Source organism: Kiloniella sp., assembly GCF_048259265.1.
GTDB lineage: Bacteria > Pseudomonadota > Alphaproteobacteria > Kiloniellales > Kiloniellaceae > Kiloniella.
The window spans coordinates 1-24,744 of sequence record NZ_JBLXHT010000018.1 but is presented as its reverse complement, the minus strand read 5'-3'; the positions used below and the strand labels follow the sequence as shown (position 1 = coordinate 24,744).

20 protein-coding genes are annotated in these 24,744 nt (G+C 45.7%); 8 read left to right on the top strand and 12 right to left on the bottom strand.

From position 1 onward, the window contains the following. Window positions 1-421: 421 nt before the first annotated feature. The 7 genes from ACN0QW_RS19010 to ACN0QW_RS18980 form a co-directional block, all read right to left on the bottom strand. Window positions 422-853, bottom strand: coding sequence for a DUF1489 family protein (locus ACN0QW_RS19010; protein WP_417433797.1), 432 nt, complete (start codon window positions 851-853; stop codon window positions 422-424). Between the two features lie 130 nt (window positions 854-983). Further along, window positions 984-1,904, bottom strand: coding sequence for an ion channel (locus ACN0QW_RS19005; RefSeq protein ID WP_417433795.1), 921 nt, complete (start codon window positions 1,902-1,904; stop codon window positions 984-986). 43 nt (window positions 1,905-1,947) lie between these two features. Next, window positions 1,948-2,550: a 2-hydroxychromene-2-carboxylate isomerase gene (locus tag ACN0QW_RS19000; protein WP_417433793.1), complete on the bottom strand. Its 603-nt coding sequence runs from the start codon at window positions 2,548-2,550 to the stop codon at window positions 1,948-1,950. Further along, window positions 2,547-3,698 (bottom strand): acyl-CoA dehydrogenase family protein, encoded by a 1,152-nt coding sequence (locus ACN0QW_RS18995; RefSeq protein ID WP_417433791.1) that lies wholly within the window; start codon window positions 3,696-3,698, stop codon window positions 2,547-2,549. Before ACN0QW_RS18995 ends, ACN0QW_RS19000 begins: the two co-directional genes overlap by 4 nt. A gap of 11 nt (window positions 3,699-3,709) precedes the next feature. After that, window positions 3,710-4,390: an SDR family oxidoreductase gene (locus tag ACN0QW_RS18990; RefSeq protein WP_299381018.1), complete on the bottom strand. Its 681-nt coding sequence runs from the start codon at window positions 4,388-4,390 to the stop codon at window positions 3,710-3,712. Between the two features lie 244 nt (window positions 4,391-4,634). Further along, window positions 4,635-6,026 carry a magnesium transporter gene (gene mgtE / locus ACN0QW_RS18985; RefSeq protein ID WP_417433789.1) on the bottom strand — a complete coding sequence of 464 codons (1,392 nt, stop codon included), beginning with the start codon at window positions 6,024-6,026 and terminating at the stop codon, window positions 4,635-4,637. Between the two features lie 156 nt (window positions 6,027-6,182). Next, window positions 6,183-8,468: an NADP-dependent malic enzyme gene (locus tag ACN0QW_RS18980; protein ID WP_417433787.1), complete on the bottom strand. Its 2,286-nt coding sequence runs from the start codon at window positions 8,466-8,468 to the stop codon at window positions 6,183-6,185. A gap of 233 nt (window positions 8,469-8,701) precedes the next feature. On the opposite strand from ACN0QW_RS18980, the gene lipB reads away from it, so the two are divergent. Beyond that, the gene (lipB, locus tag ACN0QW_RS18975) at window positions 8,702-9,340 is read left to right on the top strand and encodes a lipoyl(octanoyl) transferase LipB (RefSeq protein ID WP_417433799.1); all 639 of its coding nucleotides are present in this window, start codon (window positions 8,702-8,704) and stop codon (window positions 9,338-9,340) included. A gap of 11 nt (window positions 9,341-9,351) precedes the next feature. Here lipB and ACN0QW_RS18970 read toward each other — a convergent pair whose 3' ends face one another. Beyond that, the gene (locus ACN0QW_RS18970; RefSeq protein ID WP_417433785.1) at window positions 9,352-9,633 is read right to left on the bottom strand and encodes an acylphosphatase; all 282 of its coding nucleotides are present in this window, start codon (window positions 9,631-9,633) and stop codon (window positions 9,352-9,354) included. A 164-nt stretch (window positions 9,634-9,797) separates the two neighbouring features. On the opposite strand from ACN0QW_RS18970, the gene ACN0QW_RS18965 reads away from it, so the two are divergent. The 3 genes from ACN0QW_RS18965 (at window position 9,798) to ACN0QW_RS18955 (ending at window position 13,405) form a co-directional block, all read left to right on the top strand. After that, complete coding sequence (locus tag ACN0QW_RS18965; protein ID WP_417433783.1) at window positions 9,798-10,619, top strand: helix-turn-helix domain-containing protein; 822 nt, start codon at window positions 9,798-9,800, stop codon at window positions 10,617-10,619. Between the two features lie 148 nt (window positions 10,620-10,767). Next, the gene (locus ACN0QW_RS18960) at window positions 10,768-11,226 is read left to right on the top strand and encodes a (2Fe-2S)-binding protein (RefSeq protein ID WP_417433782.1); all 459 of its coding nucleotides are present in this window, start codon (window positions 10,768-10,770) and stop codon (window positions 11,224-11,226) included. 4 nt (window positions 11,227-11,230) lie between these two features. Then, window positions 11,231-13,405: a molybdopterin cofactor-binding domain-containing protein gene (locus ACN0QW_RS18955; RefSeq protein WP_417433780.1), complete on the top strand. Its 2,175-nt coding sequence runs from the start codon at window positions 11,231-11,233 to the stop codon at window positions 13,403-13,405. 115 nt (window positions 13,406-13,520) lie between these two features. On the opposite strand, the gene ACN0QW_RS18950 is transcribed toward ACN0QW_RS18955, so the two are convergent. Next, window positions 13,521-15,908: a transketolase-like TK C-terminal-containing protein gene (locus ACN0QW_RS18950; protein WP_417433778.1), complete on the bottom strand. Its 2,388-nt coding sequence runs from the start codon at window positions 15,906-15,908 to the stop codon at window positions 13,521-13,523. Between the two features lie 191 nt (window positions 15,909-16,099). Between ACN0QW_RS18950 and ACN0QW_RS18945 the strand changes: the two genes are divergently transcribed. Continuing rightward, window positions 16,100-16,567 carry an Lrp/AsnC family transcriptional regulator gene (locus ACN0QW_RS18945; RefSeq protein WP_417433776.1) on the top strand — a complete coding sequence of 156 codons (468 nt, stop codon included), beginning with the start codon at window positions 16,100-16,102 and terminating at the stop codon, window positions 16,565-16,567. Between the two features lie 311 nt (window positions 16,568-16,878). Here ACN0QW_RS18945 and glyA read toward each other — a convergent pair whose 3' ends face one another. Further along, window positions 16,879-18,141, bottom strand: a complete 1,263-nt coding sequence (gene glyA, locus ACN0QW_RS18940) for a serine hydroxymethyltransferase (RefSeq protein WP_417433774.1) — start codon at window positions 18,139-18,141, stop codon at window positions 16,879-16,881. A gap of 194 nt (window positions 18,142-18,335) precedes the next feature. Between glyA and ACN0QW_RS18935 the strand changes: the two genes are divergently transcribed. Beyond that, complete coding sequence (locus tag ACN0QW_RS18935) at window positions 18,336-19,232, top strand: LysR family transcriptional regulator (protein ID WP_417433773.1); 897 nt, start codon at window positions 18,336-18,338, stop codon at window positions 19,230-19,232. A gap of 162 nt (window positions 19,233-19,394) precedes the next feature. Beyond that, the gene (locus ACN0QW_RS18930) at window positions 19,395-21,290 is read left to right on the top strand and encodes a PhoX family protein (protein ID WP_417433771.1); all 1,896 of its coding nucleotides are present in this window, start codon (window positions 19,395-19,397) and stop codon (window positions 21,288-21,290) included. Window positions 21,291-21,408: 118 nt separating this feature from the next. Here ACN0QW_RS18930 and ACN0QW_RS18925 read toward each other — a convergent pair whose 3' ends face one another. Together ACN0QW_RS18925 and ACN0QW_RS18920 are read right to left on the bottom strand one after the other, a co-directional pair. After that, entirely contained in the window at window positions 21,409-22,800 is a 1,392-nt protein-coding gene (locus ACN0QW_RS18925; RefSeq protein WP_417433769.1) for a sensor histidine kinase, read from the bottom strand. Next, complete coding sequence (locus tag ACN0QW_RS18920; RefSeq protein ID WP_299381300.1) at window positions 22,800-23,462, bottom strand: response regulator transcription factor; 663 nt, start codon at window positions 23,460-23,462, stop codon at window positions 22,800-22,802. Before ACN0QW_RS18920 ends, ACN0QW_RS18925 begins: the two co-directional genes overlap by 1 nt. Before the next feature lie 193 nt (window positions 23,463-23,655). Here ACN0QW_RS18920 and ACN0QW_RS18915 point away from each other — a divergent pair. Further along, window positions 23,656-24,744, top strand: a 1,089-nt coding sequence (locus ACN0QW_RS18915) for an ABC transporter substrate-binding protein (protein ID WP_417433767.1), incomplete at its 3' end; no start/stop codon positions are given.

Sequence of the window (24,744 nt, the reverse complement as noted above, 5' to 3'; positions counted from 1 at the left end):
GTGTAACTTATTTCGAATAAGATACATGAAACTAGCTAGCTCGTTGTCATAAACAACAAACCGCCGTCCACGCATCCCTTCCAATTCATATCAACAATGTCAAACAACAATTTACAAACCAGAACCAAGTAAACTCGACCCCGAAAAGCATGACGATAGAGAGCTATAAGCTCTTTTTTCACCATATATTTTCTTAGAATATGTAACCTTAGCTTAATATGTGATGTAAAACCACATTGCCAAGGCTGTCTATTATAAGTCGATTAAAAATAAGAGCAAGTACTGTTTGAACTTTTTTCTAACCGTCCAGCGCGTCTTTCAGTGTGTCACCGTTGTCTGCGCCGGTGAAGCTGGGTTATAAGGAGGTAGTGGGATCTTGTCTATAGAAAAAAGCAAAATAATGATTTTTTTTTGATGCCATTTACAAAAGTCCCAGTTTCTCTAGTTCTTCGACCATTTGTTCTGGCATTTTTTCTGATTCGCTATCACCAAACGATTCGTAACCAGACACATCAACGGGCGAATCTTCGGCCCTTAAATACCGCCATCCTTGAAAAGGCCGATGTTTACGACTTTTTACCCGAATCAGTTTCTGGTCCAGGATAAAGCGTGCCATTGGTTTTCCCTCGCTATCCTCAACCCGGACAATATCCTTTACTAGCTGTCGTGCCCTCACTTGGCCTTTGATCACCCAATAGATAGATCCACCACTAATGATTTCGTCACGCCGTTTAGGAAACATTCTTGTTTGATGAAAAATTTCCCCATATTGCGCCAAACGAAGGGCTTGAAATTCTTCGAGAGTTTCAGGGCTCTCGGTACCGACGGATAATTTAATCAAATGCAAGGGCATAGATAGCAACTCAATAAACTAATTACGGATCAACAAACTATTCACAGGAAAGGCCACTATACCGAAAGATCTAAACACAAAAAAGATCGCAACGAAGGCATATTAGAGCCTCACCACTCACATGTTTTGATTATTTTTGCTCTCTCTTTATAGGAGTACGTCTTGAATAGGACATAATTTCAGAAAATCCAAACAACAAGAGCATCACACTGACAACAATTTGAATAGAGACAACGACTTTAATGCCGTCGGTTATGGGGATGATATCACCATAACCGACGGTACTGAGTGTAATCATCGAAAAGTACAAACTCTCAATAAAGGATATTGCACGAACTTCACCTTGAATTGAGAAGTGCGTCACGGCGCTGTAATGATCAATGATACGATAGAGAAAGCCAAAGATCATAACATTCATGGAATAGAATGTCAGAAAAGCAAACGCAGGCATCACAAGCGTCTCTATGCGAAGGAAGAATTCCTCGAACAAAAGACCTGCTTCTAAAAGAAATGTCGCAACGTCTTTACTTACAAGGCTGACGACAAGAGTAATCCCCCCCATAGATACGAGGAAAAGAATATCCCCCATAAGAACAGGAATTGAATTTTCAGGAATAAAAAACGTTGCAATACCAATAAAGCTAACGGGAACCAGCCATTTAACAGATTTTATCGTCAAGCCTTTGGCATTTTTTCGGTGCTCCACAACAACGGACTTAATTAATTTCCTATTACTCCAGGTACCGACAAAAAAGCCCAAAATCGGCATAAAATATCCGACGCCCAATAGTTCACCACTCACAAAGCTAAAGTTTGTGGTGACAAAGAAACTAAATAAACAGGTATAGAGCGCTATAAAGTTTGCAACAGATATAGAAAAGAAACGGCTGCCGGGAAAAACACTGTAAAGATATACAACGTTAAATACGACTGCAAAAAAATAGACAATGAGCTGTACAAAGTTCACCGAACCGATTGCCAAAGCCACGAGAAGAAAAATAAACGCTGTAAAGCCTGCTGCTTTCCAGCTTCCGCTTTTAACAGTCGGCATTGCCTACTCCCCTCGTTTCGTACCTCATCAACAAATCACCAAATCACCACCCTTTTTGCGTGATCCACTCGTCCAGCATAGGCATTCGATCATACCCCCAGAAGGGTTCGCTGTTAAAAATGAAATAAGGGCTACCAAAAACCCCTGCATCTTGCGCGTTATCTACAGCAGAGCGCACCTCGTCCTTAATGCTTTGATCCTTTAATCCGGCCAAGACGTCATCTTCTTTGAAGCCAAGAGCAACAACAACGTCGACGACTATCCTGCTATCTGAAATATCAAGCCCCATTTGATATCCGGCTTTAAAGAGGTTCTTTGAAAAAGAGCTTGCAACTATGCGATCCTGCCTTTCCAACCAATAAAAAGCGCGGCACGCAGCAAGAGACATAAAAGGCATCTTTGGCGGCATTATGAAGGGTACTTTGTTTATGCGCGACGTGCGTTCCAGATCATGCTGGGCATAGTCTTGCTTTAATGGCATGGAAAGAAGTGGCTGCGCGCCGGTTTTCTTAAAAATAGCCCCGAGTAAAATAGGATGCCAATGAAGCCTTAAACTATGCCGTTCAGCAAGCTTGTCCACATCCATTGCTGCGAAATATGCATAGGGGCTGGAGAAATCAAAATAAAAATCCAGCACCCTATTCATACATCATCTTCTTGTAAAATCTGACGACTGATAACAAGACGCTGTATATCAGATGTGCCTTCGTATATTTGACATACCCTAACATCACGATAGATCCGTTCGACCTCATAATCACGAAGATATCCGTAGCCTCCGTGGATCTGTATAGCATCTGAGCACACACGCTCTGCCATTTCAGATGCAAAGAGTTTGGCCATAGATGCCTCTTTCAAGCAGGGCTCGCCATTGTCACGCAGCCTTGCGGCCTCTAACAACATTAATTCTGCAGCTTGTAAAGACGTTGCCATATCTGCCAACCGAAAAGCCACAGCCTGATGTTTGGCGATTTCCTTACCAAAGGCCTTACGCTCTTTAGCGTAGCTTTTTGCCCTTTGGTAAGCACTGCGTGCCATACCAATGGATTGTGCCGCAATCCCAAGACGCCCGCCTTCCAAATTGGAAAGGGCTATCTTGTACCCCTCACCTTCGGCACCCAACAGATTGTCTTTAGAAATTTTACAATCGTCAAAAACCAAATGTGCCGTGTCAGAAGCATGTTGACCAAGCTTGTCTTCGATATTCGCGCAGGAAAACCCGGGCGTTTTGGTCGGTACAATAAAGGCAGAAATGCCCTTTTTGCCCGCATCAGGATCAGTCACAGCAAAAACAACTGCGATGTCAGCATTTTTACCCGTAGATATGAACTGCTTCGATCCATTGAGGATATAGTGATCGCCCTCTTTTTTCGCCTTCATTTCCAAAGCGGAAGCATCAGAACCTGCACTTGGTTCAGTTAAGCAGAAACAGCCTAACAACTCACCAGATGCCAAAGGTTTAAGATAGGTTTCTTTTTGATCATCACTGCCGTAATTCAAAATCGGTGAACACATCAAGGAATTTTGAACTGACATTATCGTCGAACAGGAACCATCCCCGGCCGCAATTTCAATCAGTGCCAAGACATAGGAAATATGATCTGTACCAGCACCACCATATTCCGGCGGCACCAACATCCCCATAAACCCCAGTTCGCCAAGTGCATTAACTGCATCCCGAGGGAACGTTGCTTCTTTATCCCACGCTGCGGCAAAGGGGGCGAGCTGCTCACGCGCAAATGATTGAGCTGTCTCGCGGATTAAAGTTTGCTCTTCGCTAAAGCGTGATGACATAGAAGTACCTCTTACCAGGGAATTATAGTTCCATCATAATTAAAGAATTGTCCGGTTTGCTCGTGCGTAACCTTACCAATCAGCTTGCGTAATCCTGATACCGACTTTGCAATCGTCAGGGGTGCTTGTTCGCCGCCCATATCGGTCTGGACATGACCAGGATGAACACAGATAACCGTGACCCCCTGTTCTTTAAGATCAACAGACAGGCTTTTTGTTACCACATTCAATGCGGCTTTTGATGATCTATAAACATAAGCTCCGCCGCTTTCATTTTCAGCAACAGACCCCATTTTACTGGAAACATTAACAATCAGCTTTCGATCGCTTCCGCTAACGTGTTCAATAAAATTTTCAACCACACGCAAGGGAGCCATTGTGTTAACAGCAAAGGTATGCGCCCAGTCTTCGTAATCGATTTCTCCAAACCCAAGGCGAGGACCAAAATAACCAGCATTGTTTATTAGGACATCAATCTTCTCATCAAGCATGCCACGTGCAACACTTGCCACACGCAAATCATCTGTGACATCCAGCTTATGGATACTGATATCGCCTTCGATACCTTGCAGGCCCTTGGCTTTGTCTGGCTGACGACAGCAAGCATGAACCTTCCACCCGTCAACAGCAAATGATTGTGCAAAAGCAAGTCCGATACCCTTATTGGCACCTGTGATTAAGACACTTGGCACGTGGCCACCCCATAGTCTGTTATCCCGATGGACATATTTTGTCCTTCGCGCACCTTACCCCTTTCCCATTTTCAGTCAACACACTGCAAGCTAATCAAACTTGCGTAGTTAACACTGATTTTGGAATTATCTATCATAAGGAGATCTGAGATTGTGAATTTGAGTTTGACTTCAGTGCCCTTAACCAATTGCGTTTAAACAAAACAAATAGTTATTTTTGACATGTCGTTTGTAACAACAAGTATTAAAGTAAGAAAACTGCTGCGAGCCCTAAAAAGGCAAAAAAGCCAATAACATCAGTAACGGTTGTCAAAAATACGCTCGACGCCACCGCAGGATCAATTTCAAACTTTTCCAAACCAAGAGGAATGAGCGTTCCGCACAAACCAGCCACGACCATGTTGATAATCATTGCCGCGCCGATAACCAAGGCCAATGCAGCCTGATCAAACCAAAGCCAAGTCACAACCCCAGTTAAAATGGCGAAAAGAAATCCGTTGATAATGCCGATAATCAGCTCTTTTCCGATGAAGCGGGAAGCATTGGCTTCGGAAAGATCTTTCATCGCCAGTGACCGTACAGCCACCGTCAAGGTCTGAGTACCTGCGTTACCCCCCATTGACGCGACAATCGGCATCAAAACAGCTAGGGCAACAACCTTTTCAATCGTTGCATCAAAAAGGCTGATAACAAGTGACGCCAGAACAGCAGTTAAAAGGTTAACCCCAAGCCAAGTAAAACGAGCTTTCGTTGTATCCGCCACATCTTCATAAAGATCGGGTTCGCTCACGCCCCCCATCTTCATGAGGTCATCGCCAGCTTCTTCATCAATAACATCAACAACGTCATCAACCGTAATAACTCCGACCAAGCGTCCACTTGCCTCAATCACCGGAGCCGAAATCAAGCCATATTGCCGGAACATGTGCGCGACATCTTCCTGATCAAGCTCTAGCGGAATGATACGCATATCATCGTCCATTACCTCGTCTAGGCGCACATGACGACGCGACCTCATCACCCGACTTGCCGGTATAAAACCAACGGGATGATGACGGGGATCTACGACAAAAATATCATAAAAATCATCGGGCAGATTATCACTAACACGCATGTAGTCGATTGTCTCGCCAATGGTCCATACCGATGGGACAGCAACGATTTCCCGTTGCATCAAACGCCCGGCAGAATCTTCCGGATAACTGAGGCTTTCTTCTATGACACGACGATAAGCTTGTGGTAACGCCGCAAGGATATGCATCCGGTGATCTTCATCCAGGTCCTGAACCAACTCTACAGCATCATCACTATCTAGTTCCTGAACCAGTTTAGCGATGCCCTGCGGCCCCAGCCATTCTATGATTTCTTCACGGATTGTTTCATCAAGGTAAGGGAGAATTTCAGGATCAAATCCGGCCCCGATCACCTCCATCAGACGATAACGTTCATCCCGCCCCAGAATTTCAAGCAGATCAGCAGTATCAGCTTCGTGAAGGCCCTCAACCAGATCTTCAACATCGGAATTCCTACTTTCTTCAAGAGCATCCTCAACAGCATGAATAAGATCAGAGGAGAGACCAAAATTTTCGTCTTCGGTGAGATTTTGAAGATCGCTACTGTTTTTTGTATCTTCCATCACCTCATCCTCTGCCGCTTATATTTGTGGTGCAGATTTTTGCACTTACTTTTCTTACTTTTAAATACCGGAGGAACATTACCATTTTATGCAATGTCCCTCCTTAGTACCTAATCAGGCCTTAGTACCTAATCAGGTGCAATTTTTATCAGGCGTTTATTTTTTAATCCGCCTTTCTCTGTTCTGTGCATCAACTACAGCAATAGCGGTCATGTTAACAACCCCTCTTCCTGTTACAGAAGGCGTTAAAATATGCGCAGGCTGAGCCGCACCGACCAGGATCGGCCCGACAGGTAAACCGTCCTCGACAGTCTTCATCAGGTTAAAGGCAATATTAGCCGCATCAAGATTCGGGAAAATCAAAAGGTTTGCAGGCCCTGTTAGATTTGAATTCGGGAAAACCCGATTGCGCAGTTCAGTATCCAGAGCCGCATCTGCATGCATTTCACCATCAACTTCAAGCTCTGGGTCCATCTCTTCAATTAAAGAGAGAGCTTTGCGCACACGACAGGCAGATTCGCTATCTGAGCTACCAAAGTTAGAGTGAGAGAGCAACGCAACCCGTGGCTTAAGCCCAAAGCGGCTCACATGTTTTGCGGCAAGAATAGTCGTTTCAGCCAGCTGTTGAGACGTTGGCTCCTGCGTAACGTATGTATCCGCCATGAAGTAAGTGCCGCTTGGCATCAGCATCAAGTTAAGGGACGAGAAGTCGGAGACACCATCCTGAAGTCCGAGAACCCCGCGAACGTGCTTAAGATGGCGATGATAGCCACCAGTCACACCACAGATCATGGCATCAGCATCGCCCCGATAAACGGCAAGGGCCGCAATAACGGTATTACGTGTCCGTACGATCACTTTGGCCGTTTCGGGCGAAATCCCCTTACGTTCCATCAAACTGTGATATGTCGTCCAGTAGTCGTTATAACGAGGATCGTCCTGTGGGTTAATGATTTCAAAGTCTTTTCCGACTTTGAGCTTAATGCCCACCTTATCCATGCGCATCTGCACAACATCGGGACGGCCAACGACGATCGGCACCGCCATTTTCTCATCAATCGCCACCTGCACAGCCCGCAATACCCGCTCGTCCTCGCCTTCGGCATAGATAACCCGTTTGGGATCTTTTTTCGCACGTTCGAAGAGAGGCTTCATCACCAAGCCGGAACGATAGACAAAGCGTTTCAGCTTTTCGCAATAAGCATCAAAATCTTCAATAGGACGACTGGCCACCCCTGTTTCCATAGCAGCCTTGGCAACAGCCGGGGCAATAATAGAAATCAGACGTGGATCAAAGGGGCTGGGAATAATATAGTCCGGGCCGAAATTCTTGGCTTCGCCACCCATGGCCTTGATAACGATCTCATCCTGCTCTTCCATCGCAAGATCAGCAATCGCCTTAACACAGGCGACCTTCATTTCTTCGTTGATCGCTGTTGCCCCAACATCCAGCGCACCCCGGAAGATGTATGGGAAACACAAAACGTTATTAACTTGGTTTGGATAATCAGAACGTCCGGTCGCCATAATGACATCATCGCGGATCGCCTTGACTTCTTCGGGCATGATTTCAGGTGTCGGATTTGCCAAAGCCATAATAATCGGATCTTTGGCCATACGCTTTACGTAATCAGGTTTAAGAACACCCGGTGCAGAAAGGCCCAAGAAAATATCTGCACCCTCAATAACATCAGACAAAGTGCGCGCATCCGTTTTCTGTGCAAAAACAGACTTCCAGCGATCCATAAGTTTCTCACGACCATCGTAGACGACGCCTTCAATATCTGTAACCCAGATATTTTTGCGATCAATGCCCAAGGAAACCAAAAGGTTTAGACAGGCTAGCGCAGCAGCACCGGCACCAGAAGCCACGACTTTGACGTCTTTTTTCTTCTTTTTCACAAGGCGCAGCGCATTGTAAATTGCTGCGGCCACGATAATCGCAGTACCGTGCTGATCATCATGAAATACGGGAATGTTCATTTTTTCCCGAAGCGCGTCTTCGACAATAAAACATTCTGGCGCTTTGATGTCTTCCAGGTTAATACCACCAAAAGTTGGCTCTAACGCTGAAATGACGTTAATCAATTTTTCGGGATCGGTTTCATCAACCTCAATGTCAAAAACATCAATCCCTGCAAATTTTTTAAAAAGAACCGCTTTTCCTTCCATAACCGGTTTGGATGCAAGCGGACCAATTGCCCCCAACCCGAGAACAGCCGTACCATTTGTTATAACACCCACGAGATTACCGCGTGAGGTCACGGTAGAAGCTTCGGCTGGGTCATCAACAATGACTTCACAAGCCGCAGCAACCCCGGGGGAATAGGCCAAAGCCAGATCTCGCTGGTTGCCAAGCGGCTTGGTTGCTGAAATTTCAAGTTTTCCAGGTGTTGGATAGCGGTGATAGAATAATGCAGCGTCGCGCAGGTCTTGCGTCATAAAGTTTATTGCTCCTTAGGGCAGTCGATGCCTTATATATAAATTGGGAACGGCTCGTTCCTGCCAATGACGGTCTTGACAGTGTGACGCATAAAAGCGACACCCTGACGCGATTAAAACATAGCAATCCATGGGATGCCATAGATACGATGAGTAAAACCGTGAAAAATTCCCAAGTACTCACAAATGATAGACCAATGAATGACCCAGATACCACGCATGAAGACTTGGGAATCGAATGGCGCATCACGGAAAACCACGTGAGCTACCAAGATGCTCTGAATTTTATGGAAGACCGTGTCGGAAAAATATTCACTAACGAATCTCCGCAAACGGTCTGGTTATTGGAACACCCTCCCCTCTACACAGCGGGGACATCGGCTGATAAAGAAGACCTAATCGATCCTGATCGTTTTCCAGTTTATGATGCCGGCCGGGGTGGACAATACACCTATCATGGTCCGGGACAACGTGTTGCCTACGTTATGCTCAATCTTAACCTCTATAACAAAGATGTTCGCAAATTTGTATATAATCTGGAAGAATGGATTATACGGACATTGGTAAAATTCAATGTAAAAGGCGAACGCCGCGAAGGCAGGGTCGGAATCTGGATTGATCGCGGAAATGGTCGCGAAGACAAAATCGCCGCGATCGGTGTCAGAGTCCGCAAATGGATCACTTTTCACGGGATCTCCATAAACCTTGACCCCGATTTATCCCACTTTGAAGGCATTGTGCCCTGCGGCATTAATCAACACGGGGTGACCTCACTCGTTGATCTGGGGCTATGCGTCTCTATGGAAGATCTGGATGTAGCAATGAAAGAAGCTTTCTTCGAGGTTTTTAAACCAGAAGACTTGCCTGTCTGAGGAGAACACCACTACCTGATTTGAACAAACTCCATTTCATTGCCCAAGACAGATGTATCAACAGTTTCTTCGACAGAGATCACGTTGGCGTGCTCAGGCCCTTCATGACATAACTTGACCAAAACATCTATCTTATCCGCCTCTCCTTTGACAACGGCTTCAACCTGTCCCGTTGGCAAATTTCGAACCCACCCAGCAAGACTCAGCTTTTGAGCTGCATCAACCGTCCATCTACGGTACCAGACGCCCTGAACTCGGCCTGATATTAAAAGTTTCACCTGTTTAGTTGTCATTGCTGTTTTCATTCCAAGGTTTAGAGCGTGATTTCTTCACTGCATATATGATCATACTATTGTATTGCTATGAAAATATTGAAAAGCAAAAATAATTAATCGATAGAAAGTTGTGGTTTCCTTTTCCCATACCTATTTAGAAGAACGGATTGGGGAGTAGATTGATGTTAAACACAGGATTAGTTGAAAAGCTGGAAACGCTGGGTTCGTTATCAAACTCATGGCGAACAGGAACAATTGAAATTAACGATATTGCACCCGGCGACTGTGTTCTCTCAACGAGTGAATTAACCCTGAATTATGCACTTACACCCGTTAGTAAAAGATATCGATCAGGCAATCTAGCGCATTATAATACTGGAACAGGATGGATGGTGCCCTCGGGCATTAATATTCATTGTGGCTACGAGACATCTTCGCGAAGCTTGCGTCTTATTCTCCCCCTGCAAACATTACGCGATGTACTGCCAGAAGGGCAAGCCATTCCTGATCTTCCTGTATGCTGCCTAGAAGATCCAACCATTCTCCAGCTAATTTTGAATCTTTATGATTCCAGTCAAGAAGATGATGCCTATTCAACACTCTATCGGGATACAATGACACTTGCTTTGGCCTCTCACCTCTATCGCGCTTATGCTCGCATCGAAGATACTACAACTCAACATCGCGATCCCCGCCTTAAGCGTGTTATTGAATATATCGAAGATAATTTAGACAAACAGATGACACTTGATGAGCTTGCCAATGTTGCAACAATGAGCCGCTATCATTTCGCAAAAATGTTTAAAGACTTAACAGCACTACCGCCACATCGCTTTCTTGCAGAAAGAAGAATTGAAAAAGCTAAATCCCTTTTGATGACATCAAGGGATTCGACAGCGGAAATTGCATATCAAGTCGGATACAACAGCCAGAGTAATTTCACTCAAACGTTCCGGCGGTTAACAGGTATTACCCCCGCCAAATATAGAGGCGTTAAGGTCTAAATCAGACCTAAAACACCCAAACACCCCAAGATCTTTATAAACTATCCCAAGAACGGATCTGTTATAATCCCCTGATCGTTTCTATTTTCATGTCATAGCCATACGTAAGAATAAGGCCATAAACATAGAACTTGTCAGGAACTTAACCATGATTACTTTCACATTAAACAATGAGCAAAGATCAGTAGACGTCGATCCCGACATCCCTTTATTGTGGGTGATCCGTGACGAAATCGGACTAACAGGAACAAAATTTGGCTGCGGCGCAGGACTATGCGGTGCCTGTACGGTCCACCTTGATGGCGAACCTGTAAGATCATGCCAAACACTTGTTAGTGATGCTGCCGACCTTAATATCACGACGATAGAAGGCATTAACGGAAAAGCAGCAAAAGCCATTCAGACGGCTTGGGAAGAAATAGAAGTTCCCCAATGTGGTTACTGTCAATCGGGTCAAATTATGTCGGCAACCTCATTGCTCGCCCAAAACCCCAAACCAAGCAACGAAGAAATCGATGAAGCCATGAACGGCAATGTTTGTCGTTGTGCGACCTATGTCCGGATAAGAAAAGCCATTCATCACGCTTCTGATCTGATGGAGGCTTAAGAACATGACAACAACAAAAACACTAACTTCAAGCCGCCGTACATTCCTTAAAGGTGCTGGCGTAACCACCGGGTTGCTTATTGGCTTCCACATAACAGGTAAAGGTGTTGTTGCGGCCGTCCCGGGTCAACAATTTTCTCCAAACGCATTTGTTCGCATTGGTACGGATAATCTGGTCACTGTTATCGCAAAACACATCGAATTCGGACAAGGTAGCCACACTGGTTTAGCCACAATCCTTGCCGATGAACTTGACGCAAGTTGGGATCAAATCCGCATTGAATCTGCCCCAGCTGATGCAAGTAAATATAACAATCTCTTTTGGGGGCCCTATCAGGGAACGGGCGGATCAACAGCCATCGCGAATTCATGGACGCAGCTTCGTGAGGCTGGCGCCAAGGCCCGTGCAATGTTGGTACAGGCAGCGAGTGCAGAATGGAATGTTCCCGTATCAGAAATCACCGTCTCTGACGGCATCGTAAAGCACGAGAAATCATCCAAACAACAAACTTTTGGCGCACTCTCTGAAAAAGCGTATCAACAACAAGTTCCGGAAAAAGTTCAGTTAAAAACACCTGATCAGTTCAAACTCATCGGGCATAATGTCAATCGTAAAGACATTGCACCAAAAACCGATGGTACAGCAATTTATACTTTGGACATAAGTCGCCCGGGAATGGTTGTCGCCGTTGTAAAACGCCCGCCACGGTTTGGCGGACTGGTTAAGTCTTTTGATGATACTGACGCCAAAAACATCAAAGGTTATGTGGGTTCTGTTACAACACCCCGCGGTGTTGCCGTCATGGCTAAAACTACATGGGCAGCTATAAAAGCGCGTGACGCAATCACAGTAGATTGGGATGACAGCCAAGCAGAAATGCGTGGCACAGAACAGATCATGGCTGAGTACCGTGAGTTAGCCAAAACACCAGGCTTACCTGCTCGTAATGACGGGGATGCAATAGCGGCTATTTCAGAAGCGAGACACACACTTGAAATCAGTTATGACTTTCCCTATCTCGCCCATGCACCAATGGAAACATTGGATTGTGTGATTGAGCAAACCGATCAAGGTGCCGCGGTCTGGACTGGATCACAAATCCCAACGGGTGATCAACATACTGTTGCGACCATCCTTGGGCTAAATCCTGAACAGGTCAAAATTCATACCCAACTTGCTGGTGGTAGCTTTGGTCGTCGCGCAACATCTGATTCCGATATGGTTTCAGAAGCAGCAATGATCATCAAAGTTACCAAAGGTAACGTGCCTGTTAAATTGGTATGGACCCGGGAAGACGACATTCAAGGTGGCAGATATCGACCAGCCTATCACCACAAACTCAAAGCCGGACTTGATGATCAAGGGAACATCACGGGATGGCAGCATTCAATCGTCGGACAATCTATCGTCGCAGGAACCGCGTTCGAAGGCTTTCTGGTAAAAGATGGAGTAGATGCTACATCTGTAGAAGGTGCCGCCAATCTCCCCTATGCCATACCTAACCTATCTGTTGACCTAACCACAACGAATGTAAAGGTACCTGTTCTCTGGTGGCGTTCCGTCGGCTCTACACACACCGCCTATTCAACGGAAACCTTTATTGATCAACTGGCAAGTAAAGCAGGAAAAGATCCCGTTGATTTCCGCCGTTCAATGCTGAAGGACCACCCTCGCCATCTGGCAACACTTAATCTGGTGGCAGAAAAAGCAAATTGGGGCTCACCAATTACCGAGGGACGATATCGCGGTGTTGCAGTTCACGAAAGTTTCAGTTCTGTGGTCGCACAAATCGCCGAAATCAGCTTTGATGAAGACGGCGTTTTAAAAGTTGAAAAGGTTTGGTGTGCTGTAGATTGCGGGATAGTGGTCAATCCTGACGTTGTTCAAGCACAAATGGAAGGCGGGATCGGCTTTGGTTTAGGTGCAGTTCTTCGTAATGCTGTCACAATGGACGAAGGTATCGTTGATCAATCCAACTTCCATGATTACGAGCCTCTTCGCCTGACAGATATGCCGGAAGTCGATGTTTACATCGTTCCAAGCGAAGCTGCACCAACTGGTGTTGGTGAACCCGGTGTCCCGCCCATTGGGCCCGCCGTCGCAAACGCAATTTTTGCCGCAAAAGGCAAGATGGTAACCAAACTTCCGTTTAGCGAAGGTATGCCCGATTTGGTGTAGTCCTTAAGCTAGACCGTAGAACCAAACAAGCCGAGGCAAGTAATATTGCCTCGGCTTGTTTTTATTTAGATGAAATGGCCTATTACAAAGGCCATCAATATACAAACTGCATACTTTATGACGCTATTTCATAGGGCGTTTGTAAGGCGTTGTTTGCAGATTTGGCAATTGATTCTGAATCCAAACCAAAGTGACGATAAAGATCGCCAATCGTGCCTGTCTGACCGAAGTGCTCAACACCAAGGGGAATTGTGCGATGCCCTCCAACAGCCCCAAGCCATGACAGTGTTGCCGGGTGGCCATCAATCACAGTAAGAACAACACAATGCTTTGGCAAACGAGAGAATAGCTGCTCAACATGACTAGTGGCCTGACGATTGCCGCGACTGCGATCACGTTGCGCCGCAGTCCATCCCGCGTTCAAACGATCAGCTGACGTCACCGCAAGAACACCGACATCACGATTGTGTTGCGCCAATTTACCTGCTGCATCAATGGCTTCATTAGCAACGGCACCTTGATAAACAATCACCAACTCACAGTTGGGGCCCGGTTTACGCATCCAATAAGCCCCATCAATAACGCCCTGCTCAAAGTCTGCATTTGATCTTTGCCCCGGCTGTTCCAACGGGTTCGTGGTCAACCGCAGATAAACAGATCCTCCTGTTTCATCCCGAAGCCAGGTGCGTTCGTTTGGCTCACCTTCGCCATCACGCTGCATATAATCAAAAGACCATTGCATGATGATTGCCAACTCATCCACAAAGGCAGGCTCAAACGCAGCCAAACCATCCTGAGACATACCAATCAGCGGCGACCCAATAGATTGATGCGCCCCGCCTTCCGGTGCCAGAGTGATACCTGATGGCGTGCCGACAATCATGAAGCGCGCATCCTGATAACAAGCATAGTTCAGCGCATCCAAACCTCTGGCAACAAAGGGATCATAAACAGTACCGATTGGTAACAGGCGCTTACCATACAGAGAATGAGATAGACCAGCAGCACCAAGAAGCAGAAAGAGGTTCATTTCAGCAATACCGAGTTCGATATGCTGACCTTCGGGGGTGAATTCCCATTTCGCAGTTGAGGGAATTTTCTCGTTAATAAAGGTATCGCTCTGTTCGCTCCGGGCAAAGAGTTTCCGACGGTTGACCCACGGGCCGAGATTTGTTGTTCCCGTCACATCCGGTGATGTGGTTACAATACGCTGCGCAAGATCAGAACTTCCTTTAGACAGATCATCCAGGATCTTACCAAAGCCCATCTGGGTCGAAATTTCGCGATCGCTTGCCAACTCGATTTTAGGAACCTCTACAACCGCATCAGAATAGCGCCGCGTCCCCTTGGCAAAGAAAGGCGTTTTATCCAGAAATTCTTGCAATCCCTTTACATCAGAAACGGCAGCAAATTTTTCCCACTCCTGACCTTCAGGCACGCCCATATGGGTTTGCCACTCAGTCATTTGAGGCTTGTTCATCAAGCCACCGTGGTTGTCCTTATGCCCAGCAATCGGTGTACCCCATCCTTTGATAGTATAGGCCAAGAAGCAAACAGGTCTGTCATGATCAATAGCATCGAATGTTTCTGCCATGGTCTGAACGCAGTTACCGCCCAGATTTTCCATCAACTCGGCAAGCTCATCATCGCTGCGCTTGTTAATCAAAGCAGTCACATCTCCTTGATCGCCCAAGGCATCCATCAGACGTTCGCGCCAAACTTTACCCCCCATATAGGTCAGAGCAGAATAAAGCTGGTTCGGACAGTTATCGATCCAGTTTTTTAGCTTCTCCCCGCCCGGTTCTTCAAAGGCAGCACGTTGCAGATAACCGTACTTTACCCGGACAACATCCCATCCAAAGGCGTCAAAAATTTGCTCTATGCGTTGAAACAATCCTTCGCGCACGATACCATCAAGTGACTGGCGGTTATAGTCAATAATCCACCAAGTATTACGAAGATCGTTTTTCCACCCCTCTTGCAGGGTTTCGTATATATTACCTTCATCCAGTTCCGCATCCCCGACAAGGGCAACCATGCGCCCAAGCGAAAGATCTTGCCCCCATGACTTTGCCTGAATGTAATCCTGAACCAGAGACGCAAAAGATGTTATCGCAACACCTAAGCCAACTGAGCCCGTAGAGAAATCAACATCATCGATATCTTTTGTTCGTGAAGGGTAAGACTGTACACCTTTGTAACCCCTGAAATTTTGCATCTTTTCCAAGGTTTGATTACCCATGAGATACTGCATGGCATGGAAAATTGGTGATGCATGAGGTTTAACAGCCACACGGTCTTCGGGTTTCAGAGCAGAAAAATAAAGCGCCGTCATAATCGACACCATAGAGGCTGAAGACGCCTGATGCCCCCCGACCTTGATACCATCTTCCTTGGCGCGCAGATGATTGGCATTGTGGATCATCCAATGTGAAAGCCACAGCAGTCTTTGCTCGATTGTTTTAAGATAATTAATTTTTATTTGGCTCGCTTGTTTAGACACGACGCTCTCCTCCCAACACTCAAACTCAGGGAACAATAAAATACATTCCTAAATGTTACTTGCAGTAAAGTTATTAGGGGTAACTATTGTTCAATATTAGAAGATACCACCTAATAAAAAGCGATATCTTGCTATTTGTAGGTAATTTGATTTAGATGTTAGGTGAATTTAATACTTTTAAGGATTTTTTAGTGGCTTCACCTAATTTAGACGAGATAGATATTCGAATCTTACGCGAGCTGAGAAATGATGGGCGGATCACCGCAGCAGAACTCAGCCAACGCGTTGGCCTTAGCGTAACCCCGGTTATCAGGCGGCTTAAACATCTTGAGAGCACAGGTATTATTACGGGTTATGTCGCCTTGATCGACGAGGTTGCCCTAGGCTATGAAATGTCTGTGTTTGTATCCGTCAAGCTCGACAAACAAATTGATGCCGCCATCGAAAACTTCGAAACTGAAATGTTGAAATTTCCAGAGGTCGTCGATTGCTGGCTAATGACCGGACACAGAGATTACCTTTTACGCATTGCCATCACTGGTCTGAAAGAATTCGAAGCCCTGATGATTGAGAGGTTGGTCAAAATCAACGGGGTGGCGTCCATCGAATCATCCATCCCCATCCGGCGAGTAAAATCCGGTATTTCCCGAACGCCCTAACCACACCTCGAATTAGTAAGTGCAAACATATGAAGGCTGATACCCAGAACATATCAGCCTTCATTATTGGTAAAATTAGTTACCGTTTTTGACCATAGATTCTTGCTCGTTGCAGTTTCCGTTCAATAAAAGGAAAAGAACTCGCAACAGACAAATCACCATTGTTATCAAACCAGACAGGATCGTTTCTTAAAAAGCGTCCCTTTCTAATTCGAGAGGCTATCGGTTTATGCGAAGCTTCTTTTGTTCCCCACAAAATCCGACCTCGTGGATTTAAATTATGCATTTCAAAAACTTAAGTTAAGACTTTCTCAAGAGTAAACTTTGAAATGACTACAAATACTTACGACTTGTTCTTTAGATTTTTGAATAACCGTGTCTTCTTGCTCAGTACCAGCAGCTAAAATCATTTCACTGATCATTTGCCCCAATTCGGAAAATTCAGTTTCCTTCATACCACGTGTTGTTGCCGCACTCACACCGAGACGCAAACCAACCCAATCAGCAGGTCGCTTACTATCAAACGGGATCGGATTTTTGTTCGAGGTGATATCTGCGCGTTCTAAAAGCCTTTCAATAGCTTGTCCGGTCTTTTTCTGTGCACTTAGATCCAAAAGAACAACGTGCGTATCTGTACCACCAGAGACAAGATTAATTCCGTTTCCTAATAAAGTTTCTGCCAAGGTTTGGGCATTATTCTTGATCTGTTTTGCATAGGACTTGAACTCGGGTTGTAAAGCTTCACCAAGGCAAACTGCCTTTGCTGCCAGAACCTGTGTATGAATTGATCCCTGCACACCTGGGAAAACCGCTGCTTGTAGTTTCTTTTCATAGTCAACAGACTTGGAAAGGATAATTCCCCCACGCGGGCCACGCAGTGTTTTGGTGGTTGTACAGGTCACAAGATCAGCATGGGGTATCGGGCTCGGGTGAACACCACCTGCAACCAAACCAGCAAAGTGCGCCATATCAACATGAAAAAACGCATCTACCTTTTTGGCAATCGCCGCCATACGTTCAAAATCGATTTCTCTTGGGTAGGCTGATCCCCCCGTAATCAACAGTTGGGGACGAATTTCCAATGCCAGAGCTTCTAGTTTGTGATAGTCGATCTGCCCCGTTCCCCGTTCAACACCATAGTGATGCGCTTCGAACCATCGACCAGATAGATTAGCCCCCAAACCATGACTTAAATGACCACCAGCGGCGAGATCCAAACTCAAAACCCTGTCACCAGGCTTGAGAAGTGTGAAAAAAACAGCCAGATTAGCTTGGCTACCAGAATGAGGCTGAACATTTGCATAAGCGCAGTTAAATAGCTCTTTGGCCCGATCAATAGCTGCCTGCTCAACAACATCCACATAGCGTCCGCCGCCATGAAATCGTGCACCCGGATAACCTTCGAGCGTTTTATTCGTCATCTCATGCCCCAAGGCATCTAAAACGGCACGACTGACAATATTCTCAGATGCGATTAATTCAATCTGGTCTTGTTGCCGGGCTTTTTCATTCTGCAAAGCCTCACCAATTAATGGATCAGTTGCTGTAACTGGGGCGTCAAAAAACACTGACATCTGCAATATCCCTATAGAAGTATGCGCCAGCCCAATTAGATAGGCTTAACCATTATATACAAGTCAGCTTGATCTGAGCTGACGCATTTAAGTTAATGTCTCTTGAAGACACCTTTATGATCGCGCTAATCCCATAGACATCGCAAATCAGTTTTGCTATATCTTAGGCCTAGAAAAACTGAGTCTGATATATCATGACTATTGTCCCTCCTCGGCCACAAATCCCTCCGTTGAATTCTCTCCGCGCCTTTGAGGCAGCGGCACGACTTGGTGGTTTTTCGACCGCAGCAGATGAACTTTGCGTAACACCGGGTGCCGTAGCACAACACGTTAAATCACTAGAGGCATGGGTCGGCGCAGACCTTTTCATTCGGCTATCACAAGGCGTTGAGTTAACCGAATTGGGCCAAAACGTCCTTTCCGAGTTTAGTGCTGCTTTTGATCAACTTGGTCTTGCTGTGCAAACACTTCGATCGCAAGCCACGCCTAAACATATTCGTATTGCCGCCCTTCCCAGTATTGCCCAGCTCTGGCTCTCTCCCAAACTGCCTTCTGTCAGGCAGGCCGCACCAGAACTAACAATCTCTGTCACGGCTTTGGAAAAAGAGCCAAACCTTCAACGCGAACCTTTCGATATTAGTATTTTTTATCGGGATAACCTCTCCAAGAATAAGGATGTTTTTTCCACGACCTACGAAGTTTGCAAGGATATCATCTTCCCCGTCTGCTCACCGCAGGTTGCCAGTCGACTATATAAACATGAAGACCTGAACAAAGCGCTTTGCCTCCACGACGCTTCCTGGGCAGAAGACTGGTCAAAATGGATTAGCCATGCCTTGCCTGATACATCCTTAAGCACCGATGGACCTGTTTATTCACTCTATGGACTTGCCATAGAAGAAGCCCGAAATGGCGCAGGTATTATGATGGGCCACAAGGCATTGGTTGAAAACCACCTAAAAGATGGAAGTCTGGCCGTTCCTTTCGACAAACCACTCACACTGGATCGGACTTTGGTCATCACGACAGCACAATCGGCCAAGAGTAACCCATATCTTGATTTGATTATCAAAACACTACTGGAAAAATAACCCTTTACTGATCCGCTATAGATCTTAACAAGACAAAGCTGACTTGTTTTTAAAGGTTCCAAGAAGTGTCATATTTGTGCAATGGCAAGTAAGTAACCGTTAAGCATTCAAAAATGATAAAGCCGACTCCCACCAAGGCGGTCGTGCGCTCAGGAGTGCAAGATGACTAAAATCAGAAACGAAGACCTTTCTTTTGATGAATTTGATGAAATTATAAATCCCGGCCCAGAAGTAACCGGATTTGAACGGGTTGTAGAAAAAGCTTTGTCCCGCCGTAATTTTCTAGGTGGTGGTTTGGCCATCGGGGCATCTGCACTTGTTTTGGGATCAACAGCTTTAACGCCGTTTAGTGCCAAAGCTGCAAGCAATTTTAACTTTGAACCTATTCCTGCAAACACTTTGGATACCGTGACTGTTCCCAAAGGGTATTCATGGCAAGTTGTGACCAAATGGGGGGATGAGCTATGGTCCAAGTCTGCTCCCTTTGATCATGAAACGCGCGGTACCGGAGAAAGCCAGGAACTTGCCATTGGGGATAACAATGATGGTATGTCCTTGTTCACCATTGATGGGCATCACTTGCTGATCTCTAACAATGAATACACAAACCGCAACATCATATACGACAACCGTGAGAGCAAGTTACCGGAAACAGCGGATGATATTCGCAAAGGCAAAGCCGCTCACGGTGTTACAGTGGTAGAGGTCAAACAAGACGGCAAAAGTTGGACTATTGTGAAAGATTCCAAATATAACCGCCGTATTACAGCTGATTCACCTATGAAAATTTCCGGTCCAGCACGTGGCCATGACCTGTTGAAAACATCTGCCGATCCCTCCGGCACACAATCACTCGGCACATGGAATAACTGTGGGAATGGTCGTACACCTTGGGGCACCTATCTCGCATGCGAAGAAAACTTCAACGGCTATTTTTCCAGCAGTGACGAAAACTATACGCCAAGTGACGAACTGAAACGCTATGGCGTCAAGAACGAAGACTGGGGTTATGCCTGGGCCACCGAAGATGAGCGCTTTGACATCAGTAAAAATCCGAATGAACCAAATAGAGCGGGTTATGTTGTCGAGATTGATCCAAGTGATCCAACATCAACGCCCAAAAAACGTACTGCACTCGGCCGTTTCAAACACGAAAATGCAGAGGTTGTCGTCAATAAGGACGGTCATGTTGTGGTTTACATGGGCGATGACGAGCGCGGCGAATTTATCTATCGTTTTGTGTCCAAAGGAAAGTTCGTTGAAGGCGGCGACAATACAAACCTTCTGGACGACGGTAAGCTTTACGTTGCCAAATTCAATGGCGACCAAAGTGGTGAATGGCTGGAACTTTCCCCTGACACAACAGGTCTGAAATCCCAAGCTGAAGTTTGTATTCACTCCCGTATTGCCGCATCCAAGGTTGGCGCAACGACGATGGATCGCCCAGAGTGGGTCGCATCACATCCGAAAAAAGCAGAGATTTACTGTGCTCTGACAAACAACAAAAATCGCGGCAAGAAACCAAATGCAGGTGGCGACGAAACACCTGTAACGGGCCCAAACCCACGCGCAGCAAATCTCTATGGTCAAATCGTTCGTTGGAGACCAGAAGGAGAAAACCATACTTCAAATGCTTTCTCTTGGGATCTTTTTGTAATGGCTGGCAATCCCACGGTCCACAAAGATGCTTACGCAGGTTCAAAGAACATTGATGCACACAATATGTTCAACGCACCAGATGGTATTTCATTTGATAACAACGGTAAGCTCTGGATACAGACCGATGGCAAATATTCCAACAAGGATGATTTTGCGGGAATGGGAAATAACCAGATGTTGATCGGGGATACTGAAACTGGTGAAATTCAGCGTTTCCTTGTTGGCCCGAAAGAGTGTGAAGTGACAGGCATTACCTGGAGCGAAGACCGCAAAACAGTCTTTGTCGGCATCCAGCACCCCGGCGAAAAAGGCGATAGCACCTTCCCCGGCGGCGCAGGAACAGCACCTCGTTCAGCGATCATTGCAGTCACCAAAGATGACGGATCTGTTATCGGTTAATACGATTTAATAGGTCAGAGAGGTCAATAACCAACGAGGAAGTTATCTTCCTCGTTGGTTTATTTAATCATCCAAAATAGAAAGTCGGTGGTTTACTCAAATGCTCCAAGAAATGCCCTTAGGGGACAATTAAAGGAAACCTTAATTTGAAACAGGCACCTGGTCCCGGCTTGACGTCATGATATTCAATTAATCCACCATGGCGCTCCATGATCTCTCTGATAATCGGTAACCCTAGACCGCACCCTTCGTCGTCCCGCGTTTCAGACCGATAGAAGCGTTCAAAAATCTTATCCTGCTGATCCAAAGAAACGCCCGGGCCGTTGTCTTCCACTTCCAGAACAACATTCTTGGATCCCTGTTTCAATCGAACTGTAACCGTTGAATGTTCAGGACAATAATTTAGAGCATTTTCAATTAAGTTCTTTAGCGCCTCTTTAATCAGTTCTCCATTTCCAAAGACAGACGAAGTTGGGTCTAGCGGCTCAAATCCCAGATCAATTCGTTGCGCAACTGCCAGAGGTACATATGTTCTTGTCACCTCTTCACTTAACCTTTTTAGGTCAATGGCTTCGGACTGGAAATTTTCGTTCTCCTGATGCGTTCGAGCCAGACTAAGTAGCTGATTAATAAGACGTGAAGTTTGCTTGGTGCTTCGGTTTAGATGCTCCAAACGCCTAGAAACTTCTTCTGGGTCTTTTGCATCACTGGCCAGTTCTGCCTGTGTCTGGATCGCCGCCAATGGTGTTCTTAGTTGGTGCGCAGCATTCGCGGTAAATCGCTGCATAGCCTCTATAGACGCCCCTAATCTTTTCATCAGATCATTAATCGCATCGATCAGATGTCGGACCTCTTGCGGGACTTCATGTTCTATCGGCCGAAGATCAGAGGGCGTTCTGCGATTAAGGGCAGCTTCCAATCTAACAAGAGGCTTTAGCCCCCACCCGATACCTATCCACAAGACGATGCCAGCGACCAAGATAAACACGAGTTGGCGCACAATTGCAGCTGTCATCATTTCATTAATCAGATTATTTCGCCCCTCTACGGTCTCGGCCACCATCACAGTAAAGCGAGCAGACAGGCGTCCCCCCGAAATATGACGAGAAATCACACCCGCCCGGATGGCATCACCACGATAATCCGCATCAAAAAACAGAGGAGAATCATTTTTAGGGATCTCATTGCCATCAACGACCGGCAAATCATCATAACCCGTAATAAAAGCATTCCCCGGACCAACTACTTGATAAAATACGCGGTCTTGAGCAGCAGATGTTAACATTTCAAGCGCAACGTAGGGAACATCAACTTCCAGTTGTTCGCCAACAACAACAACCCGTTCGGCAATAGCCAAAGCAGACCCCAACAATACCCGGTCATAAGCTTCATTAGCCGCTTTGGTTGCGCTGGATCTGACCTCAAAAAGCATCAGAGCAGAAATAACGGCGAGTGCTCCAAGTAACCACAGCAACAAACGCCGACGAAGTGATTTGCGCTGCCAGCTCATTATTTTTCCAGAAGGTAACCAAGACCCCGAACAGTCTTGATGTTAATATTGGCTGCTGCCAACCTCTTTCTTAGGCGGCTTATGTAAAGCTCTACGGCATTTGGACTGATGTCCTGATCAAAATTGGCGAGGCTGTCGGCAATTTGCTCTTTACTAACAACATGCCCTGCTCTGCTGATCAAAAGTTCCAGTAGACAGAACTCTCGACGTGGAAGGTCCAAAGGCTCGTTCATAAGAGAAACACGTCGGGCAACGCTATCAAAGACCAATTCACCAATTGTTATTTCCGGGGATTTCAACCCACTCTGCCGCCGAAGCAGTGCGCGTACTCTGGCTTCAAGCTCGACAAGATCAAACGGTTTCGTCAGATAGTCGTCAGCCCCAAGATCAAGACCTTTGACCCGATCATTCAATGTATCCCGTGCAGTCAGAATTAAAACCTGGGCTTTACCACCGTTTTGACGATAGCGTTTTAAAATCTCTAGCCCGTCATACCCCGGAAGGTTTAAATCCATGACGACCAGATTAAATTCCTGAGTACGTAAAATATTGTCTGCCTCGGTCCCATCACCAACAACATCGACGGCCATTTCCATACGGGTGAGCGCACTGGATATTCCATCCGCCAAAGCAGCATTATCTTCTACGACTAGTATTCTCATGCGCAAAAGACTAACTTTGTTCCAAGGGTTTTGAAAAGCCCGGGAACAAAGAAAATCTATTTTCTTTCTAATGACAGGTTCCCGACAGCTTTGAACCATAAGTTATGAAGAAAAATCAGAAACCAGAAATTGGTCACACACATAATCAGGGGCTCGGATCATTAAAAGACTATCAATAATAAGAACATTAGGTTTGCAAGCTTTATGCAAATTACTGTTTGTCATTTTCCAATTGTTAAGCGCATTACTTGCTGGCCATTTATTCATAAGCTCAAGCTACGCCAAAGCATTTGACTTCCCAGCAACATCGGGAAAAGAAAACAATGTCATTACCATTTACAGCGTAACCGATGTTGATATTTTCCAAGGTATAATAGCTGACTTTCAACAACTGTTTCCTGATATTTCAATCGCCTATCACGATCTACAATCCCTTGAACTCTACGAACGCATTCAAAATGAAACTTTAAAAAATAACGTAACAGCAGACATCGCCATAAGTTCGGCGATGGACCTTCAGATGAAACTTGCCAACGACGGGTTTGCCCAGCCCGTAGAAATATCAACAGCGCAAGATATGCCCTCATGGTCACAGTGGCGGAACGAAGTCTTTGGGTTCACATCGGAACCCGCGGTTACAATTTATAGTAAAAAGTATTTCCAAAACCATACACTGCCCAAAACACGCCTTGAACTCCAACGTTTTCTGGCCGAAAGACACGCGGATCTTTTTGGACGTATTGCGACCTACGATATCGAACGTAGTGGTGTTGGATTTTTGTTTATGGGTGTTGATTCCGAACATTACAATGGCATCTGGAACCTCGTTAAAACCTTTGGGGCAAACGGTGTAAAACTATCGACAAACTCTTCGGCCATCATCAATAACGTCAACAGTGGAAAGTATGTTATCGGCTATAATGTTTTAGGGTCTTATGCCTTAGCACGATTAGAAAGCTCCCCAAATCTCGGTATTCTATACCCGGAAGACTATACAACTGTTCTTTCCCGCCTTGCACTGATCCCCAAAGCAGCAAAATCCAAAGAGACAGGGAAACTCTTTTTAGAATATTTGCTATCAGAACGTGGGCAGCAACTGCTCACCACCAGTGCCAAATTAAATGCGGTGCATCCCGCGGTTAAAAGTAGTGGACCACAAGAAATTCTGGACGCTCAAGCCCGTAGTAATTTACAGCCTATAAAAGTTGGTCCCGGACTATTGGTATATCTTGATCAGGTAAAAAGACGTAAAACAATAAATCAATGGAACAAGTCTCTACGC

Excerpts from the sequence above, each read along its gene's own strand:
- ACN0QW_RS19010 (WP_417433797.1), bottom strand. The coding sequence starts at position 853 with ATGCCCTTGCATTTGATTAAATTATCCGTCGGTACCGAGAGCCCTGAA.
- ACN0QW_RS19005 (WP_417433795.1), bottom strand. The coding sequence starts at position 1,904 with ATGCCGACTGTTAAAAGCGGAAGCTGGAAAGCAGCAGGCTTTACAGCG.
- ACN0QW_RS19000 (WP_417433793.1), bottom strand. The coding sequence starts at position 2,550 with ATGAATAGGGTGCTGGATTTTTATTTTGATTTCTCCAGCCCCTATGCA.
- ACN0QW_RS18995 (WP_417433791.1), bottom strand. The coding sequence starts at position 3,698 with ATGTCATCACGCTTTAGCGAAGAGCAAACTTTAATCCGCGAGACAGCT.
- mgtE (WP_417433789.1), bottom strand. The coding sequence starts at position 6,026 with ATGGAAGATACAAAAAACAGTAGCGATCTTCAAAATCTCACCGAAGAC.
- ACN0QW_RS18980 (WP_417433787.1), bottom strand. The coding sequence starts at position 8,468 with ATGACGCAAGACCTGCGCGACGCTGCATTATTCTATCACCGCTATCCA.
- ACN0QW_RS18970 (WP_417433785.1), bottom strand. The coding sequence starts at position 9,633 with ATGACAACTAAACAGGTGAAACTTTTAATATCAGGCCGAGTTCAGGGC.
- ACN0QW_RS18965 (WP_417433783.1), top strand. The coding sequence starts at position 9,798 with ATGTTAAACACAGGATTAGTTGAAAAGCTGGAAACGCTGGGTTCGTTA.
- ACN0QW_RS18960 (WP_417433782.1), top strand. The coding sequence starts at position 10,768 with ATGATTACTTTCACATTAAACAATGAGCAAAGATCAGTAGACGTCGAT.
- ACN0QW_RS18955 (WP_417433780.1), top strand. The coding sequence starts at position 11,231 with ATGACAACAACAAAAACACTAACTTCAAGCCGCCGTACATTCCTTAAA.
- glyA (WP_417433774.1), bottom strand. The coding sequence starts at position 18,141 with ATGTCAGTGTTTTTTGACGCCCCAGTTACAGCAACTGATCCATTAATT.
- ACN0QW_RS18935 (WP_417433773.1), top strand. The coding sequence starts at position 18,336 with ATGACTATTGTCCCTCCTCGGCCACAAATCCCTCCGTTGAATTCTCTC.
- ACN0QW_RS18930 (WP_417433771.1), top strand. The coding sequence starts at position 19,395 with ATGACTAAAATCAGAAACGAAGACCTTTCTTTTGATGAATTTGATGAA.
- ACN0QW_RS18925 (WP_417433769.1), bottom strand. The coding sequence starts at position 22,800 with ATGAGCTGGCAGCGCAAATCACTTCGTCGGCGTTTGTTGCTGTGGTTA.
- ACN0QW_RS18920 (WP_299381300.1), bottom strand. The coding sequence starts at position 23,462 with ATGAGAATACTAGTCGTAGAAGATAATGCTGCTTTGGCGGATGGAATA.